This window comes from Actinosynnema pretiosum (genome assembly GCF_024171695.1).
GTDB classification, from domain to species: Bacteria; Actinomycetota; Actinomycetes; order Mycobacteriales; family Pseudonocardiaceae; genus Actinosynnema; species Actinosynnema pretiosum.
The window spans coordinates 84,156-101,297 of the sequence record NZ_JAMTCF010000010.1 but is presented as its reverse complement, the minus strand read 5'-3'; the positions used below and the strand labels follow the sequence as shown (position 1 = coordinate 101,297).

Sequence of the window (17,142 nt, the reverse complement as noted above, 5' to 3'; positions counted from 1 at the left end):
ACCGGTGTGGAGTTGTGGCCTCCGGGTGCGGTCGAGCGGCCCAACCGGGGAGGTGGACGGGGAAAAAGCGCAGCTCAAACGGCGCGGAAACACACCGGAAACACGGCGGGCAAGCGCACGTCGGGGCGAACCGGATGCGCTCTTCGGTCCAGGCCGGTCGTCGCAAGCCTGTTTACTGTTAACGACGCTGTGTGCATCCCCGGTCACCCTGCGGGACCACCGGCGGTGTCCGCCGGCTGGCGGCGGGGGTGCGGCCGAACCGGCACGGGGGTGCTCCGGGCGGCGCGCCAGTGGTCGCGGGGCGGCGCCGGGGGCGGGGAACACCGCCCCCTCGGGCATCCCGCGCGCCACTGCGGCGGGGCGGTGGAGGCCGGGAGCATGGAGCCCGACACCGGGAGGTCCTGTGCGGGCGCACGAGCGAGGGCACGAGCACGCCGAGCACGGGCGCGGCGGGCGCGAGCACCGGAACGCGGAGCCGGTGGGCCCGCAGGGGGTGCTCGCCCTGCAGCGCGCGGCGGGCAACACCGCCGTCACGGGGCTGGTCGCCGTCCAGCGCGCCATCACCGTCGGCGGCGTCGCCCACTCGGACGTGCGGGCGCTGGTGGAGGAGCTGAAGAAGGTCCCCGGCTTCGACCCGCGCGGCGCGGGCGCCTTCCTGGGCAAGCGGCTGCACGCGGGCGCGTCGTTCGCGGACCTCGCCGAGCTGGCCGCCGCGATCGGCGCCGCGCAGGAGGGCGGGGCGGCCGGTCGGGAGCTGGGGGAGGCGCGGGAGGTGTCCGCCGCCAAGGCCCTGGACGGCGGCTGGGTCGCCCGCGACCGGGTGCCCGAGTGGGCCGCGCCCTTCACGACCACCCACAAGGGCGGGCAGGACCCCGAGCTGCGGATGGAGCCGGAGCGGGGGAGCCTGTCGATCCGGGTCGACGTGTGGTCCGACACCCAGGTGGGCGTGGTCGGGGGCGCGGACAAGGACCGCAGCCACGGCAAGTTCGGGTCGATCTGCGCCACGCTGCGCAAGCTCTGCGAGCGGCACGGCAAGACCCCGGTGGTGTTCGCGGCGGCGGGCACCGGGCAGGCCGTGATCACCATCGCGGTCGCCGAGGTCGGGGCGGCCAACGTGCGCGTCGAGCGCGCCGACGGGGTGTGGACGCCGCTGGGCTAGCGCTCCTGCGGCACCCACAGGCAGAACGGGTGGCCCGCCGGGTCCAGGAGCACGCGCACGTCCGCCTGCGGCTGGTGCCCGGCCAGGCGGGCGCCCAGCTCCACGGCGCGCGCCACCCCGGCCGCCAGGTCGGTCACCTCGACGTCCAGGTGCATCATCATCCGGGGGTCGCCCTCGGCCGCGGGCCACACCGGCGGCCGGTGGGCGGGTTCGGCCTGGAACGACAGGCCCGCGCCGCCCGCAGGGTCGCGCAGCGTCACCCAGCCGCTCTCGTCGGTGGCGATCTCCCAGCCGAGCAGCGCGCCGTAGAACCGCGCCAGGCCCCTGGGGTCGGTGGTGTCGAGGACGGTCGCGGTCAGCTTCACCCCGTCGAGTGTGGCCTCACCCGGACGTGGGCGCAGCACGACGAACACAGCCCGACGACGCAGCACGACGGCGCGGACAGCGCGGCACGGCGCGTCCAGGCGCGGCGACACAGCCCGCCCGCCCCTCCGGGGACCGGCCCCTTCGGGCCCCCGGACCGCACCGGTGCGGTTCCGCGCGGACCAACGCACCCGCTGCCCTACGGTCGCACCATGACCACCGAACGCTCCGCCGCAGCCGCCGCGCTGCGGGCGCTGCACGTGCCCGGCGACCCCCTCGTGCTGCCCAACGCCTGGGACGTGCCGTCCGCGCTGGCCGTCGAGCGGGCCGGGTTCGGCGCGGTCGCCACGGCCAGCGCCGCCGTCTCCGCGACCCTGGGCCACCCGGACGGGGAGGCGATGCCGGTCGACGAGGCGTTCGCCGCGATCACCCGGATCGCCTCGGCGGTCGCCGTGCCGGTCACCGCCGACGTCGAGCACGGCTACGGCCTGGGCCCCGCCGAGCTGGCCGCGCGGCTCGCGCGGGCGGGCGCGGTCGGCTGCAACGTCGAGGACTCGCTGCACGAGCGCGACCTGCTCGACCCCCACGAGCACGCCGCCTACCTGCGGGAACTGCGCGCCGCCGACCCCGACCTGGTGATCAACGCCCGCACCGACGTCTTCCTGCTCGGCGGCGACCTCGCCGAGGCGCTGCGCCGGGCCCGGCTGTACGCGGAGGCGGGCGCGGACTGCGTCTACCCGATCGGGCTCGCCGACGAGGCCGCCATCGAGGAGTTCACCGCCTCCGCAGGCCTCCCGGTCAACGTGCTGCGCTCCCCGGCGTCCCCGCCCGCGCCCCGGCTGGCCGAGCTGGGCGTGGCCAGGATCAGCCACGGACCGTTCGTGCACCGCGAGGTCCTGGCCGCGCACGCCGACCTGCTGGCGCGGTTGCGCGCCGAGCGCTGACCCCCGTCCGGAGCCGACCCGCGCGTGAAACCGGGGTGAAGCGCGGGCGGCGAGGGGGTTCGGCCGGATAACTGCTGGCCGCCACCACTATCCTTGTGGGCAGTATGAACACGCCGTCTTTCGCCGACCTGCAGCAACGCCTGCCCCAGCTCATGACTCGGGACCAGCGCCGCCTGCGCCGCCGCCTCGACGGCGTCCGCAGGATGCGCGACGAGCGGGCGCGCGCGGGGGTGACCGCCGAGATCGCCGCCGAGTTCGACCAGGCCGAGCTGAGGGTGGCGCTGCGCCGCGAGGCCCTGCCGACCATCACCTACCCGGCCGAGCTGCCGGTGAGCGCGCACAAGGACGAGATCGCCGCGCTCATCCGCGACCACCAGGTGGTGGTCGTGGCCGGTGAGACCGGGTCGGGTAAGACCACCCAGCTGCCCAAGATCTGCCTTGAGCTGGGCCGGGGCGTGCTCGGCCAGATCGGGCACACCCAGCCGCGCAGGCTCGCCGCCCGCACCGTCGCCGAGCGCGTCGCCGAGGAGCTGAACACCGAGCTGGGCAGCGCGGTCGGCTACAAGGTCCGCTTCACCGACCAGTCCGGCGACGAGACCCTGGTCAAGCTGATGACCGACGGCATCCTGCTCGCCGAGCTCCAGACCGACCGGATGCTCTCCCGCTACGACACGATCATCATCGACGAGGCGCACGAGCGCAGCCTCAACGTCGACTTCCTGCTCGGCTACCTCAAGCAGCTGCTGCCCCAGCGCCCGGACCTCAAGGTCGTCATCACCTCGGCGACCATCGACCCGCAGCGCTTCTCCCGGCACTTCTCCGACGCGCCCGTCATCGAGGTCTCCGGCCGCACCTACCCGGTGGAGGTGCGCTACCGGCCGCTGGTCGACCCGGAGGACCCCGAGGCCGACCCGGACCGCGACCAGACCCAGGGCATCTGCGACGCGGTGCGCGAGCTCCAGGCCGAGGGGCCCGGCGACGTGCTGGTGTTCCTGTCCGGCGAGCGGGAGATCCGCGACACCGCCGACGCCCTGGGCGCGCTCAAGCTGCGCGACACCGAGGTGCTGCCGCTGTTCGCGCGGCTGTCGTTCGCCGAGCAGCACCGGGTGTTCCAGCCGCACCGGGGCAGGCGGGTCGTGCTGGCCACGAACGTGGCCGAGACGTCGCTGACCGTGCCCGGCATCAAGTACGTGATCGACCCCGGCACCGCCCGCGTCTCCCGCTACAGCCACCGGCTCAAGGTGCAGCGCCTGCCCATCGAGCCGGTGTCGCAGGCCTCGGCGAACCAGCGCAAGGGCCGCTGCGGCCGGGTGTCCGAGGGCATCTGCGTGCGGCTGTACTCCGAGGACGACTTCCTGGCCCGGCCGGAGTTCACCGACCCGGAGATCCTGCGCACCAACCTGGCGTCGGTCATCCTGCAGATGACCTCGATCGGGCTCGGCGACATCGCCGGGTTCCCGTTCATCGACCCGCCGGAGTCGCGCAACATCGCCGACGGCGTGCAGCTGCTCCAGGAGCTGGGGGCGCTGGCGCCCACGCCGGGGCGGGAGCTGACCCCGCTGGGGCGCAAGCTCGCGCAGCTGCCGATCGACCCGAGGCTCGCGCGGATGGTCGTGGAGGCCGACCGCAACGGGTGCGTGCGCGAGGTCATGGTGATCGCGGCGGCGCTGTCGATCCAGGACCCGCGCGAGCGGCCCGCAGACAAGCAGCAGGCCGCCGACGAGCAGCACGCCCGGTTCAAGGACGCGGGGTCGGACTTCACCTCGTACCTGACGCTGTGGGACTACCTGAAGGAGCAGCAGAAGGAGCGCTCCTCGAACCAGTTCCGCAAGATGTGCCGCACCGAGTTCCTGAACTACCTGCGGGTGCGCGAGTGGCAGGACGTGTACGCGCAGCTGCGGCAGGTCGCCAAGACGCTCGGGGTGCACGTCAACACCGAGCCGGGCGAGTCGCGCAACATCCACGTCAGCCTGCTGGCGGGTCTGCTCTCGCACATCGGCCTCAAGGACGTGCCCAAGCGCGAGCAGGGCAAGAAGGAGCAGGGGCGGCGGCAGCTCGCCGAGTTCCTCGGCGCGCGGGGGGCGCGGTTCGCGGTGTTCCCCGGCTCGGCGCTGAGCAAGCAGCCGCCGCAGTGGGTGATGGCCGCCGAGCTGGTGGAGACCTCCCGGCTGTGGGGGCGCACGGTCGCGAAGATCGAGCCCGAGTGGGCGGAGCGGCTGGCCGAGCACCTGGTCAAGCGCACCTACAGCGAGCCCCGCTGGGACGCCAAGCGCGGCGCGGTCGTGGCGAGCGAGAAGGTGACCCTGTACGGGGTGCCGATCGTGGCGGCCCGGCGGGTGAACTACGGGCGGATCGACCCCGAGCTGTCGCGGGAGCTGTTCATCCGGCACGCGCTGGTGCAGGGGGAGTGGAGCACGCACCACGAGTTCTACCGGCGCAACCAGGAGCTGCTGGCCGAGGTCGCGGAGCTGGAGAACCGGGCGCGGCGGCGGGACATCGTGGTCGACGAGGAGACGATCTTCGACTTCTACGCCGAGCGGGTCCCGGCGGACGTGGTGTCGGCGCGGCACTTCGACTCGTGGTGGAAGAAGGCGCGGCACGAGGACGCCGAGCTGTTGACGTTCAGCAAGAAGATGCTGGTCAACGACGTGGCGAAGGTCGAGCCCGACGCCTACCCGGACCAGATGGACCGGGGTGGGCTGACGTTCTCGCTGTCCTACCGGTTCGAGCCGGGGGCAGGCGGGGACGGGGTGACGGTGCGGTTGCCGCTGCCCGCGCTGACGAAGGTCCCGGACGACGCGCTGTCGTGGCAGATCCCCGGCCTGCGGACCGAGCTGGTGGTGGCGCTGATCCGGTCGCTGCCCAAACCGGTGCGGCGCAACTTCGTGCCGGTCCCGGACGTCGCGGCGGCGGCGCTGTCGCGGATCAAGGTGGACGAGGCGCTGCTGCCCGCGCTGGAGCGGGAGCTGCGGGCGCTGACCGGGGTCGTGGTGCCGCGCGAGGAGTGGAACCTCGACCAGGTCCCCGACCACCTGCGGTTGACCTTCCAGGTCGTCGGCGAGGCGGGCGAGGAGCTGGCCGTCGGCAAGGACCCGGCGGCGCTGAAGCTGCGGCTCAAGCAGCGGCTGCGGGCGAGCCTGGCCGAGGCGGCCGGGAGCCTGGCTCGCACCGGGGTGGTGCGCTGGGACTTCGGCGACCTGCCCCGCGCGGTGCGGCGCGAGCGGTCCGGGATCGTGGTCACCGCGTACCCGGCGCTGGTGGACAAGGGGACCAGCGCGGCCGTGGAGATCCTGGACACCCCCGGGCGGCAGGCGCACGCCATGCGGCTGGGGACCCGGCGGTTGATCACGCTGAACGTGCCCTCGCCGGTGAAGCTGCTCCAGCGGGGGCTGACCAACGCGGAGAAGCTGACGCTGACCCGCAACCCGCACGGCGGGGTCGCCCCGCTGCTGGCGGACTGCATCGCGGCGGCGGTGGACAAGCTGGTGGCCGACGCGGGCGGGCCGGTGTGGAAGCAGGACGCCTTCGCCGCGCTGACCGAGAAGGTCCGGGTCGGGCTGGGCGAGGCTGTTTTCGAGGTTGTGGGGCGGGTTCGGAAGGTCCTGGACGCGGCCCAGGAGGTCGAGCTGGCCATCGGGGCGGTGCGCGGGCCGGGGGTCGAGGAGTCGTTGGCCGACGCGCGGGCCCAGCTGAGCGGGCTGGTGCACGCCGGGTTCGTCGCCGAGGCCGGGGCGGCTCGGTTGGACGACGTGGTGCGGTACCTGAAGGGGATCGCGGTCCGGGTCGAGAAGCTCGGGCGGGACGTGCGGCGGGACCAGGAGTGGATGGACCGGGTGCACGCGGTGCACGCGGAGTACCGGGACCTGCGGGCCAAGCTGCCCGCCGACGAGCCCCAGCCGGGGCTGGACGAGGTCCGGTGGATGATCGAGGAGCTGCGGGTGAGCTACTTCGCGCAGACCATCGGGGCCCGGTACACGGTGTCGGACAAGCGGATCTTCAAGGCGCTGGACGCGGTTCCCCGGTGAGCGGCCCGGCGCCGGTCGCCGGGCTCGACGCGCGGGCCTGGGAGCGGGAGCTCGCCTCCGGGCCGCTGCCGTGGGCGGTGCGGGTGGCCGACGCGGCGGGGTTCGCCGGGGTCGCGAGCACGCGCCGGGTGGACGACCTGACCGTCGTCGACTGGGAGTCGGGGGCGTTCGCCGGGGTGCGCGGCCCCCGGCAGGTCGCGGCGGGCGACGGGGACCACTTCGTCGCGCGGATCGTCCGCTCGGGCAGCGAGGTGTTCGCCCAGGGCGGGCGGGAGTGGGTGCTGCGGGCCGGTGACGCGGTCGCGTGGGAGAGCCGCAGCCCGGCGCGGTTCGCCGCTGCCGGGCCGGTGGCCACCCGCAGCGTGCTGATCCCCCGCGCCGTCCTGGAGGACGTGGGCTGCCCGCTGGTGATCGGGCGCCCGCGCCCCGGCCGCGTCCCGGCGGTGCGGTTGCTCGCCGGGTACCTGGAGTCGCTGGCGCCGCTGCTGCCCGACCTCGCGCCGGGACCCGCCGTGGCCGCGCGCAACGCCCTGCTCGAACTCGGCTGGGGCGCGCTGCAGCCCGAGTCGCCGCTGGACCCGCAGGCGCTCGCGCCCGCCCGGCGGGCCGCCGTGGAGCGGTACCTGGACGCCCGGCTCGGGCGGGCCGACCTGGGCGTGGACGAGGTCGCGGCGGCGCACGGCGTCTCGGTGCGCACCCTGGGGCGGCTGTTCAGCGCGGGCGGCGAGACGTTCTCCGGGGTGCTGCGGGCCAAGCGGGTCGCGCGGGTCCGGGAGGAGCTGCTGACCGGGGACTCGACGGTGGCCGCGCTGGCGCGGCGGTGGGGGTTCTTCGACACCAGCCACCTCAACCGGCGCTTCCGCGCGGTGCACGGGGTCTCCCCGCACGAGTACCGGGCCCGCCACCGGGGGTGAGGGTGGCGTCCCGGTACCCCCGGACGGCGTCCCCGTACGCGGACCCGCGCCCGCCGCGCGCCCAGACTCGATCCCGGGCCCCGGAGGTCGGGGCCGCGAGGAGGGTGACGTGGACGAGCTGGTCAACCGGGCGTTCCGGCTGCGCGGCAGGCCCGCCGGGGTGGCGGACGAGGCCGCGCTGGAGCTGGTGCGCGAACCGGTCGGGGAGCTGCGCGACGGGCAGGCGCTGGTGCGCACGCTGGTGCTGTCGGTGGACCCGTCGAACCGGGTGTTCATGAGCGAGATCCGCAGCGACCTGCCGCCGGTGGAGGTCGGCGCGGTGATGCGGGGCTTCGGGCTCGGGCGGGTGGTGGCCTCGCGGCGGGCGGACCTGCCGGTGGGGGCGCACGTGCTGGGCATGACCGGCTGGCAGGACTACCGGGTGGCCGACGACCGGGAGCTGGAGGGGCCGTTCCAGGTGCTGCCAGACCCGCTGCCCGCCGGTCCCGAGGAGCTGCTCGGGGTGCTCGGGCTGACCGGGATCACCGCCTGGCTGGCGGTGGAGATCGCCGATCCCCGGCCGGGGCGCACCGTCGTGGTGTCGGCCGCCGGGGGCGCGGTCGGGTCGATCGCCGGGCAGTTGGCGCGCGAGCGGGGCGCGCGGGTGGTCGGGATCGCGGGCGGGGCGGACAAGTGCCGGTACGTGGTGGAGGAGCTGGGGTTCGACGCGTGCGTGGACCGGCGCGACCCGCGCTGGCGCGAGCTGCTGGACGCGGCGACGCCCGACGGGGTGGACGCGGACGTGGAGAACGCCGGGGGCGAGGTGTTCGACCACGTGCTGACCCGGTTGGGCACCGGGGCCAGGGTGGCGCTGTGCGGGATGATCGCCGACTACAGCGGGGACCCGGCGCGGCGGTGGGGCGTGCGGAACCTGGTGGAGGTGCTGGAGCAGCGGGTGTCGGTGCGCGGGTTCCTGGTGACCGACCACGCGGAGCGGTTCGGGGAGATCACCGGGGAGCTGGCCGCGCGGATCGCGGACGGGCGGCTGCGGTACGCGCAGGACGTGGTGGAGGGGCTGGAGAACGCGCCCGAGGCGCTGGAGCGGGTGCTGCGGGGGAGCAGCAGGGGCAAGGTGCTGGTGCGCGTCGGGTGATCGAATAACCGGTGGCCCGCCCGCCCGGTCCGGTGGGATCATCCCGCCATGACCGGTTTCGCAACACCGCAGGACATCGCCGCACGCACCGCCGCCGCGCTCGACGCGGCCGTCGAGGCCGGTCGGGAGCTCGGGCTGGACGTCGGCGAGGCCGAGGTGCTGTACGAGCTGTTCTCCGTCGTCGTGCGCCTCGCGCCCTCGCCCGTCGTGGCCCGCGTCCCCGTCGTGCTGCCCGCGACCACCACGCTCGACTCGCTCGCCGCCCGGCAGCGCGACGAGCTGGCGGTCGCCGCGTGGCTGGCCGGGCGCGGGGTGCCGGTGATCGAGCCCAGCCCGCTGGCGCCCGCCGAACCGGTGCGGCGGGGCGGGTTCTCCATGACGTTCTGGACCTACGTCGAGCAGGACCGGGAGCGGCAGCCGGACTACGCGGCCAACACCGAGAGCACCGCCCGGTTGCACGCCGCGCTGCGCGACTACCCCGGTGAGCTGGCGTTCCTGTCCTCGGCGGAGCCGGAGTTCGTCACCGCCGCGCTCGCCGAGCTGGCCGGTCGGCCGGACCTGCTGGCCCCGCAGGACCTGGAGCGGGCGCTGCGGGAGTGGGAGGTGCTGGAGCCGCTGGTGCGGTCGCGGGAGGCGTTCGAGGCGCGGTTCCCCGGCGTCGACCTCCAGCCCGTGCACGGCGACTCGCCGCCCGCGAACATCTTCCACGGGGTCGACGGGGACCGGTACTCGGACTTCGAGATGGTCACCCTCGGGCCGGTGGAGTGGGACCTGGGCGGGCTCGGGGCCGAGCTGGCGTCGGCGTACGACAAGGGCGCGCGGGAGGTCGGGATCAGGGAGCTGGACGCGGACGCGCTGGCGTTCGTGGACGCGGTGGGCAAGCTGCGGATCATCGCGTGCCTGGCGCTCGTGCCGCAGCTCCCGGTGCTGGCCGACTACCTCACCCCGGCGGTGGACCAGTGGCGGGCCGGGGCGTTCGCCGGGGGTGTCGTGGCGGGCTGACGGCGGTTCGTCATTCTTCGGAAGGGGCCTCACCGGGGTGGTGGGGCCCCTTTTCCAGCGCAGGGCGTCGAGGCGTTCACCACCGAGCACCACGATCGGCTGAACTCGATCCTGGAGGCGGCGACCGCGAGGGGGGATCCGGCAACCTTGCCGGTTGCCGAACCATCCGGAGGGGAACCGTCGTGACCGAGTTACAGCCTGGCCGCGAGGCCGTCGAGCAGGAGCGCGCCGGACTGCGGGAGTTCGTCGCGGAGTTGAGCGCGGACGAGATCAAGTCGGGCGGCTGGTTCACCAAGCTCTGCGCGCGGGCGCTGCGCTCGTACAGCGAGCGGGCCACCCTGGAGTTCTTCCAGCAGAAGTACCGGGGGATGCCCGCCGACGGCGTCGTCGAGCAGCAGATCGACCTGGCGAAGAAGTACGCGATGATCGAGGGCGGGCTCAGCGCGGGCGCCTACACCGCCGCCGTCGTCGCCACCCTCGGGTCGCTGGGCGGGGCCAGCGCGCTCACCGTCCCGGCCGGGGTCGCCACCTTCATGGTCGACCTGACGTTCCTCAGCCAGGTGCAGCTGCGGCTGGCCCACGACATCGCGGTGGTCTACCGGGTTCCGCTGGACCTGGACGACCCCGAGGACGTGCTGAAGCTCGTCCGGGTGGCGTTCGGCGTCAAGGCGGGGGAAACCGCCAGGGGGACGATGAAGTTCGTACCCGGCGTGGTCCGGCAGGTGCTGAGGAAGTACTACTCCGGGTCGGTGCTCGCCACCGCGCGGAGCCTGCCGGTGGTCGGGAGGCACCTGCTGCAGCGCAACGTGATCAAGTTCGGCGTCCCCGGCGTCACGATCCCCCTCACCGTCCTCATGAACCGCTGGACGACCGCGTCGTCGGGCAAGCACGCCCGAGCGGTCTTCCGGGGCGAGGCTGAGGTGGTCGAGATCGCCGAGACGCTGGTCAGGCGCACCCGCCACCCCCGGCTGCTGCTGTGGGCGGCGTGGCTGGTGATCACCGCCGACGGCGCGGCCACCGACCGCGAGCGGCTGCTGTTCCGGCACCTGGCCAGGCTCGTCCGGCAGCGGCACGGGGTGGAGGACGAGCAGCTCGCCGATGTCGTCACGCTCGACCCGGAGGAGGTCTGGCGGCGCGTCGAGGCCGAGGCGGGGGACCTCGGCGACGTCGTGGAGGCCGCCGAGCTGGTGGGCGCGGTGGACGGGGCGGCGGACGCGCGCGGGAAGGCGGTGATCGCCGAGCTGCGGGAGCGGTGCGGGCGGCGGGCCGGGTGAGCGCGCCGCCCGCGTCGTCGTGCTCCCGTGGCTCAGTGCCAGATCCACCGCTGGGGCGGCTTGGCGGTGAAGACGCGCTTGAGCATGGCCATCATGGGGGTCCACCTCCTTCGCTGTCGGTCGTCGGGCGCGCGGCGGCGCGGTCCAGGTGGGTGGTGAACGGGCGGGGCACCGCGCCCTCGACCATGACGGGGCGGGTCTCGCCGCCGGTGACGCCCACCCGCCCGGCCCCGGTCAGCGCGGTCAGGGCGTCGGCGGCCATCGCCTGGGCGACGCTCGCGCCCACGCACGCGAACGGGCCCAGCCCGAACGGCAGGTACAGGCCGCGCCCGGTCGGGTCCGCCCAGCGCTCGGGGCGGAACTCGCCGGGGTCGCGCCAGCCCGACCGGTCGTGGTGCAGCAGGTAGGGGCTGACCGACAGCAGTTCGCCGCGCGGGAAGGCCAGGCCGCCGAACTCGACCGGGCCGCCCAGCTCCCGGCCGACCATCCACACCATCGGGCGGTGCCGCAGGGCCTCGCGCAGCACGTGCTCCACCGGGTGCGGCCACGGCGGCGGGCCCAGGTGCAGGCAGCCCAGCAGCAGCGCCCAGGACAGCGACGAGCTGACCGGGGCCAGCACCGAGCGGAACAGCACCAGGTACACCCCGGCCACCACGCGGTCGTCCGGCGGGCAGGCGCGCAGGGCGGCGTCGAGCAGGTCGCGCGGGGCGGTGGTCTCGGCGCGGCGGCGCGCGGACTCCTCGGCGAGCGCGGTCAGCAGCCGGGCGCGCAGCACCTCGGCGCGGGCCCGCCGCCACGCGCTCGCGCCCCGGAACAGCACGCCGCCGTGCACGGCCCGCCCGATGAGCTCCCGCAGCCGGTCCGGGGAACCGGGGCGCAGCAGCACGTCGGCGAGGCAGCGGTGCAGCAGGTCGGTGCCCGCGTCGGGCCAGCGGGTCCGCGCGGGCAGCTCGGCGACGGCGGCGGTCAGCGCGGACCGGTAGGCGGGCAGGTGCTCGCGCAGCAGGTCGCGGGCGGCGTGCCCGACCCGCACCTGGTCGGACCGGGTGGGCAGCAGGTCGGCGAAGAACCCGGAGCGGCCCGAGTTGTGCTCGGGGGAGCGCAGCACCTCGCGCGCCAGGTCGGCGTCGCTCACGCACCACCCGCCCCAGGGCAGCCGCACGGCCGGGGCGCGGTCGTCGCGCAGGGCGTCGAGGAACTCGAAGGGGTCGTGCTCGAACCTGCGCTTATCCGCAGCCCTCATCGGTCGAACCGCCTCCACGGGTGTGCTGCCGGTGCGGGGGGAACCGCTTTCGGGCCGCGTCGCCCAGGTGGTGCGCTGTGCGGTGGGTCACTTCGACTGTAGTGCTGAGCCCTGGCCAGGGGGAATAGCCAGGATGGCCGAAGCGGAACGGCGACGGGGCGGTTCTGCGGGGGTACCGGGCAGGGCAGGACGCCGCACCCGGACGGGCGCGGGTCAGGCGGGGCGCGCTCGTCGTCGGGGCTCGTCGTCGGGGCTCGCCGACCCCGGACCGGGGGCTACTCGTGCGCCTGGAGCAGCCTGCTCAGCGCGTCCGCCACCAGCTCGCGGGTCTGCGGCGGCAGCGGGGAGAGCAAGTCGGCGCAGTGGGCGGCGTGCTCGGTCAGCAGGGCGTCCACCAGGTCGCGGCCCACCGGGGTGAGGCTGACCCGCACCACCCTGCGGTCCTTGCGCTCGGGGGTGCGCCGGATCAAGCCCTTGGCCGTCATGCGGTCGAGGCGGTTGGTGATGGCGCCCGCCGTGACCAGCGACGACGACAGGAACGCGCCCGCCGTGAGCCCCCGCTCGCCGCCCGCGCGGCGCAGCGTGGTGAGGACGTCGAACTCGCCCGGTTCCAGGCGGTGCGCGGCCAGGAAGTCGCGCTGGGCGCGGTCGAGGAGCCTGGCGAGGCGGGTCACCCGCGTCAGCACGGCCAGCGGGGTCAGGTCCAGGTCGGGGCGCTCCTCGGCCCACTGGTCCAGCAGCTCGTCCACCACGTCGCCCACGGCCGGTCACCTCCCAGGAGCGGGAGGTTACCTCGCCCGAACGGGTTAACGGCCGAGGTCGGTGAAACCTGTGGGTGTGGCGGGGGCGAAGTTGCCACACCCACAGGGGTGAACCAGGCCGCACGGGTGGTGGGGCGGGTCAGCGCGTGCCGGGTGAGCAGCGGGACCGCCCCGCTCAGCCCCCGCCCCGCAGCTGCACCACCACCACGGTGATGTTGTCGTGCCCGCCCGCCTCCAGCGCCACGTCCACCAGCTTCCGCGCCGCCTCCAGCGGCGGAACGCCCAGCGGCAGCGCGTCCGCGATGTGCTCCGGCTCCGGCAGGTAGTTCCACAGCCCGTCGCTGCACAGCACCAGCGCCCCCGCCGTCGCCGGTCGCAGCGACACCACCTGCGGGGTCGAGCTCTCCGCGCCCGAGCCGAGCCAGCGCGAGAGCACGTGCGCCCGCCGGTCGGTCTTGGCCTCCTCCTCGGTCAGCTGCCCGGTCGCCACCAGGTGCGCCGCCCAGGTGTCGTCCGTGGTCAGCCTGGCCGCGCCCGACTCGGCCACCAGGTACGCCCGGCTGTCGCCGATCCAACCCACCGTGACCGTGCCGTCCAACCCGACCGACGCGGACACGAACGTGCAAGACGGCGCCAGCTCCGGAGCCTCCGGCCTGGCCAGCCTGCTCACCGCCGCGCCCGCCGAGGTCGCCGCGTCGGTGGTGGCCTGCTCGGTGTCCGACCCGGCCATCACCCCGGTCAGCAGCACGTCCAGCGCCGTGTCGGCGGCCAGCTGCGAGGCCTGCTCGGCGCGCTCGGAGGACGCCACCCCGTCGCACACCACCACCGCCAGCCCGCGCCCGCGCGCCCGGCCGAACGCCATCGAGTCCTCGTTGCGCTTGCGCCGCCTGCCCCGGTCGCTCACCCCGGCCATGCCGGGAAGGGTGAACTCGACGCGGTCGCGCGGCGACGGCCGGGTTCTGCCGCACTGCGGGCAGGCGCCGTCCTCCCCGTAGTCGCCCTCGCCGCACGGGCACCGCTCGTCGGGCAGCGCGGGCGGCCCCCCGACCGGGGTGCGCCGCAGGCGCAGGTTGCGGCCGCAGGCCGCGCAGAATCGGTCTTGCGCCGTCACGGGGGCGGCGCACTCCGGGCAAGCATCCATGATCACACCAGTGTCCTCGGCCGGACCGCGTTCGCGCGGTCGACCAGCGCTATCCGTTCCTCCGGGGTGTCGGCGAGCCTGGCGAGCAGCCGGTAGCTGCGCTCCAGACCGAGCCGCAGCCCCTTGTCGGTGACCGCGCAGCCCAGCAGCCGCGCGCTCACCCGCCGGTCCTCCGCCGGGACGGCCAACGCCGCCGCCAGCAGCTCCGCCGTCAACTCGGCCCTGCGGCCCGCGTCCAGCGCGAGCGGCTCCAGCAGGGAGCCCGCCCGCAGCACGTCCGCGATGCCGCCCATGGCCAGCACGTGCACCGCGCTCACCCGCGCCGCCACGTGGTGCCTGGAGGTGTCCGGCACCGTGTGCAGCACCTCCACCGCCCCGTCCCGGTCGTCGTCGCACGCCAGCAGCGCGCGCGCCAGCCCGAACGCGGCGGCGGTGTGCGCGTGGTCGGTGCGCCACACCACCCGGTACAGCTCGGCCGCCGCCCGGTGCTCGCCCGCCGCCTCCGCGCAGACCGCCGTCGCCAGCTTCGGCGCGGCCTCGCCGGGCAGCACGTCGCCGATCCCGTCGAACAGCTCCCGCGCCGCCTGCACGCGCCCGCCCGCCAGCGCGATCAGGGCCCGGTACCAGTCCGGCCGCCAGTCGTCGGAGGCGGGCGCGGCCGGGTCGTCGTCGTCCAGCCGGTCCAGCGCGTCCAGCTCGGCCAGCGCCTGCGCGGGCAGGTCGCTGTCCAGCAGCGCGCGCACCACCCGCAGCCGCACCTCCAGGGTGACCTCCGGGGCGCGCCGCAGGATGCGCACCACCTCGGACGGCTCGCCGGTGGTGGTGGCCAGGATGCCCGCCGCCGGGTCGCCCAGGTCGACCTGCGGCACGGCCAGCCCCAGCGCCGCCTCGCCCCGGTCCAGCTCGCCGCCGCAGCCGAACGCGCGCCGCTCCGGCGTGAACTGCCGCGACAGGCCGGGCCGCTGCCTGCCGTCCTGCGCGGCCAGCACCTCCCGCAGCACCCCGGTCAGCTGCTCGGCCATCTCCCCGGCCGAGGCGAACCGCCGGTCCGGGTCGGGGTGGCAGGCGCGCAGCAGGAACCGGCGCAGCGAGTCGTGCTCGGCCAGCAGCGGCTGCTCGGCCGCGTCCGGCAGGGACTTGAGGTGCTTGCCCCGGAAGTCGAAGCGGAAGCACATCAGCGCCAGCGCCCGGCCCACCGTGTACAGGTCGGAGGCCACCGACGGGCCGCGCTTGCCGATCTCCGGGGCCTGGTAGCCGATCGTGCCGTAGATGGGGGAGGTGCGGTCGTCGGCGCGGCGCACCGCGCCCAGGTCGATGAGCTTGAGCTGCTCCTCGGTCTGGATCACGTTGTCCGGCTTGAAGTCGCAGTACAGCAGGCCGACGCCGTGCAGGTAGCCCAGCGCGGGCAGCACCTCCAGGGCGTAGGCGATGGCCCGCTCCACCGGCAGCGCGCCCGACCGGTCGTTGATCAGGTCCTTGACGGTGGTGCCGCCGACGTACTCCATGACGATGTAGTCGGTGGGGTCGCCGGTGCGCCGGTCGGTGTGCCGCACGAAGTTGTGGATCTTCACGATGGTGGGGTGCTCGACCTCGGCCAGGAACCGCCGCTCGGCGACGGCGGCGGCCTTCGCGTCGGCGTCCCCGGAGTCCAGCAGGCCCTTGAGCACGACCCAGCGGTTGGACACGGCGGTGTCGGCGGCCAGGTAGATCCAGCCGAGGCCGCCGTGCGCCAGGCAGCCGAGCACCTCGTACTGGCCGTGCAGCAGCTCGCCCCTGGTGAGCTTCGGGGCGAACGAGTAGCCGTGGCCGCAGTGCGTGCAGAAGCCCTCGACCAGGCCGGGGCGCCCGGCGCGGGTGCGGCCGACCTCCTTGCCGCAGGCGCTGCAGAACCGCTTGGCCTCGGGCACCTCGGGGTTGACCAGCACGGCCTGCTTGGGGTCCCGGTAGGGCACCGGGGGCACCTCGACCAGGCCCGCGCCGAGCCTGCCGCGCGGGGCGGCGGACCGGGTGGAGCCCCGGCGGGAACGGCCGCTGGACGAGCCGGAGCCGCTGGAACCGGAGCGGGAGCGCGAGCCGGAGCGCGACTTGGAGTCGCGGGAGCCGCGCACCGACCGGCCCCAGGTGGCGGGCCAGGCCGCCGTGCCGCCGGGCCTGCCTGCGGTGTCGGGCACGGTGCCCGCGGCGGTGGCCGGGCCGCTGTCGTCGTCCTCGTCCCAGGCGGGGGCCTGGGCGCGGGTGCCGTCGCCGTCGGTGCCGTCGCTGTCCGGGTCGTCGAAGCGCGTGGGACGGGCGCGGGTCGCCCCGCTGTCCGCACCGGCCTCCGGCGACCAGGCGCCCGTGGCGCCGCTGTCCGGGTCGGCTCCCGGCGCCCACGCCCCGGTCGCGCCGCTGTCCTGACCAGCACCGGGCGACCAGGCGCCGGTGGCCGCGCTGTCCCGGTCGTCGTCGATCGGCCACGCGCCGGTGGCCGCGCTGTCCTGACCAGCGCCGATCGGCGACACCCCGGTCGCGCCGCTGTCCGGGGCCTCGTCGGCGGGCCAGGCCCCGGTGGCGCCGCTGTCGTCGTCCCACGTCGGCCGCTGCGCCCGCGTCCCGTCGCGCTCGGCGGGCGGGGACGGCCGCCGGGGCGGGATGGTCGCGCCGGTGCGCGTCGCCGGGAACCGCTGGGCGCGGGTGTCCTCACCACCCGCCGCCGGACGGCCCTGGGCGCCCTCGGGCTCGGGACGCGCGGGCCGCTCCGCCGCGCCCTCGCCGGACCGGGCGTTCGGGATGCCCCCCGACCGCCCGCCCCCGCCCCGCTCGCGGTCCGACCGGTCGCGGTCCGACCGGTCGCTGTCGGCCTGCGCGGTCCAGTCCAGGGGCACGCTGGAGCGCGTCGCCCCCGGCGCGGTGCGGTCCCACGACGGCGCCTGCCGGGCCGTGCCCTCCGGCTCGGCCGAGGGCGCCGGGTAGGCGGCCGTGCCGTGCTGCACGGTGCCCTGCGGGGCCGTCCCCTGCTGCGCGCGCCGCCGCGCCGCCCTGCGGGCCGCGTTCACCGGGGCGCGCTCGGCGGGCTGGCCGCACAGCGGGCAGAACGCGTCCTCGGCCGCCAGCTCACCCGCGCAGCCGGGACTCGCGCACCCGGTCATCGGACGACCCCGCTGGTCATCGCCGCCCCTGCGCTCCGGCACCCGCCCCACCTCCC

12 protein-coding genes are annotated in these 17,142 nt (G+C 75.6%); 7 read left to right on the top strand and 5 right to left on the bottom strand.

Going from position 1 to position 17,142, the window contains the following annotated elements; genetic code table 11:
* Positions 1 to 403 precede the first annotated feature (403 nt).
* Entirely contained in the window at positions 404 to 1,159 is a 756-nt protein-coding gene (locus tag LV78_RS21345; RefSeq protein WP_253847132.1) for a hypothetical protein, read from the top strand.
* On the opposite strand, the gene LV78_RS21340 is transcribed toward LV78_RS21345, so the two are convergent.
* On the bottom strand, positions 1,156 to 1,524 hold the full coding sequence (locus LV78_RS21340; RefSeq protein ID WP_253847131.1) for a VOC family protein: 369 nt from the start codon (positions 1,522 to 1,524) through the stop codon (positions 1,156 to 1,158). The two genes, LV78_RS21345 and LV78_RS21340, sit on opposite strands and share 4 nt — an antisense overlap.
* Positions 1,525 to 1,734: 210 nt before the next feature.
* On the opposite strand from LV78_RS21340, the gene LV78_RS21335 reads away from it, so the two are divergent.
* The 6 genes from LV78_RS21335 to LV78_RS21310 all read left to right on the top strand — a co-directional run bounded on the left by LV78_RS21335 (position 1,735) and on the right by LV78_RS21310 (position 10,813).
* Positions 1,735 to 2,466, top strand: coding sequence for an isocitrate lyase/PEP mutase family protein (locus tag LV78_RS21335; protein WP_253847129.1), 732 nt, complete (start codon positions 1,735 to 1,737; stop codon positions 2,464 to 2,466).
* Between the two features lie 104 nt (positions 2,467 to 2,570).
* Positions 2,571 to 6,491: an ATP-dependent RNA helicase HrpA gene (gene hrpA / locus LV78_RS21330; protein WP_253847127.1), complete on the top strand. Its 3,921-nt coding sequence runs from the start codon at positions 2,571 to 2,573 to the stop codon at positions 6,489 to 6,491.
* Positions 6,488 to 7,405 carry an AraC family transcriptional regulator gene (locus tag LV78_RS41670; RefSeq protein ID WP_253847125.1) on the top strand — a complete coding sequence of 306 codons (918 nt, stop codon included), beginning with the start codon at positions 6,488 to 6,490 and terminating at the stop codon, positions 7,403 to 7,405. Before hrpA ends, LV78_RS41670 begins: the two co-directional genes overlap by 4 nt.
* Positions 7,406 to 7,514: 109 nt before the next feature.
* Entirely contained in the window at positions 7,515 to 8,537 is a 1,023-nt protein-coding gene (locus LV78_RS21320) for an NADP-dependent oxidoreductase (RefSeq protein WP_253847123.1), read from the top strand.
* Between the two features lie 48 nt (positions 8,538 to 8,585).
* A complete protein-coding gene (locus LV78_RS21315; protein ID WP_253847121.1) occupies positions 8,586 to 9,539 on the top strand; it encodes a phosphotransferase in 954 nt (317 codons plus the stop codon).
* Between the two features lie 182 nt (positions 9,540 to 9,721).
* The gene (locus LV78_RS21310) at positions 9,722 to 10,813 is read left to right on the top strand and encodes a hypothetical protein (RefSeq protein WP_253847119.1); all 1,092 of its coding nucleotides are present in this window, start codon (positions 9,722 to 9,724) and stop codon (positions 10,811 to 10,813) included.
* Between the two features lie 91 nt (positions 10,814 to 10,904).
* On the opposite strand, the gene LV78_RS21305 is transcribed toward LV78_RS21310, so the two are convergent.
* The 4 genes from LV78_RS21305 to LV78_RS21290 all read right to left on the bottom strand — a co-directional run bounded on the left by LV78_RS21305 (position 10,905) and on the right by LV78_RS21290 (position 17,128).
* Positions 10,905 to 12,056, bottom strand: a complete 1,152-nt coding sequence (locus LV78_RS21305; RefSeq protein ID WP_253847111.1) for a cytochrome P450 — start codon at positions 12,054 to 12,056, stop codon at positions 10,905 to 10,907.
* Between the two features lie 275 nt (positions 12,057 to 12,331).
* Positions 12,332 to 12,817: a MarR family winged helix-turn-helix transcriptional regulator gene (locus LV78_RS21300; protein ID WP_253847110.1), complete on the bottom strand. Its 486-nt coding sequence runs from the start codon at positions 12,815 to 12,817 to the stop codon at positions 12,332 to 12,334.
* 175 nt (positions 12,818 to 12,992) lie between these two features.
* Positions 12,993 to 13,928, bottom strand: a complete 936-nt coding sequence (locus LV78_RS21295) for a PP2C family protein-serine/threonine phosphatase (protein WP_253847108.1) — start codon at positions 13,926 to 13,928, stop codon at positions 12,993 to 12,995.
* 32 nt (positions 13,929 to 13,960) lie between these two features.
* Positions 13,961 to 17,128: a tetratricopeptide repeat protein gene (locus LV78_RS21290; protein WP_253847107.1), complete on the bottom strand. Its 3,168-nt coding sequence runs from the start codon at positions 17,126 to 17,128 to the stop codon at positions 13,961 to 13,963.
* Positions 17,129 to 17,142 lie beyond the last annotated feature (14 nt).

Bases quoted from the DNA above. Each gene is read 5' to 3' on its own strand.
- LV78_RS21335 (WP_253847129.1), top strand. From the start codon at position 1,735: ATGACCACCGAACGCTCCGCCGCAGCCGCCGCGCTGCGGGCGCTGCAC.
- hrpA (WP_253847127.1), top strand. From the start codon at position 2,571: ATGAACACGCCGTCTTTCGCCGACCTGCAGCAACGCCTGCCCCAGCTC.
- LV78_RS21315 (WP_253847121.1), top strand. From the start codon at position 8,586: ATGACCGGTTTCGCAACACCGCAGGACATCGCCGCACGCACCGCCGCC.
- LV78_RS21305 (WP_253847111.1), bottom strand. From the start codon at position 12,056: ATGAGGGCTGCGGATAAGCGCAGGTTCGAGCACGACCCCTTCGAGTTC.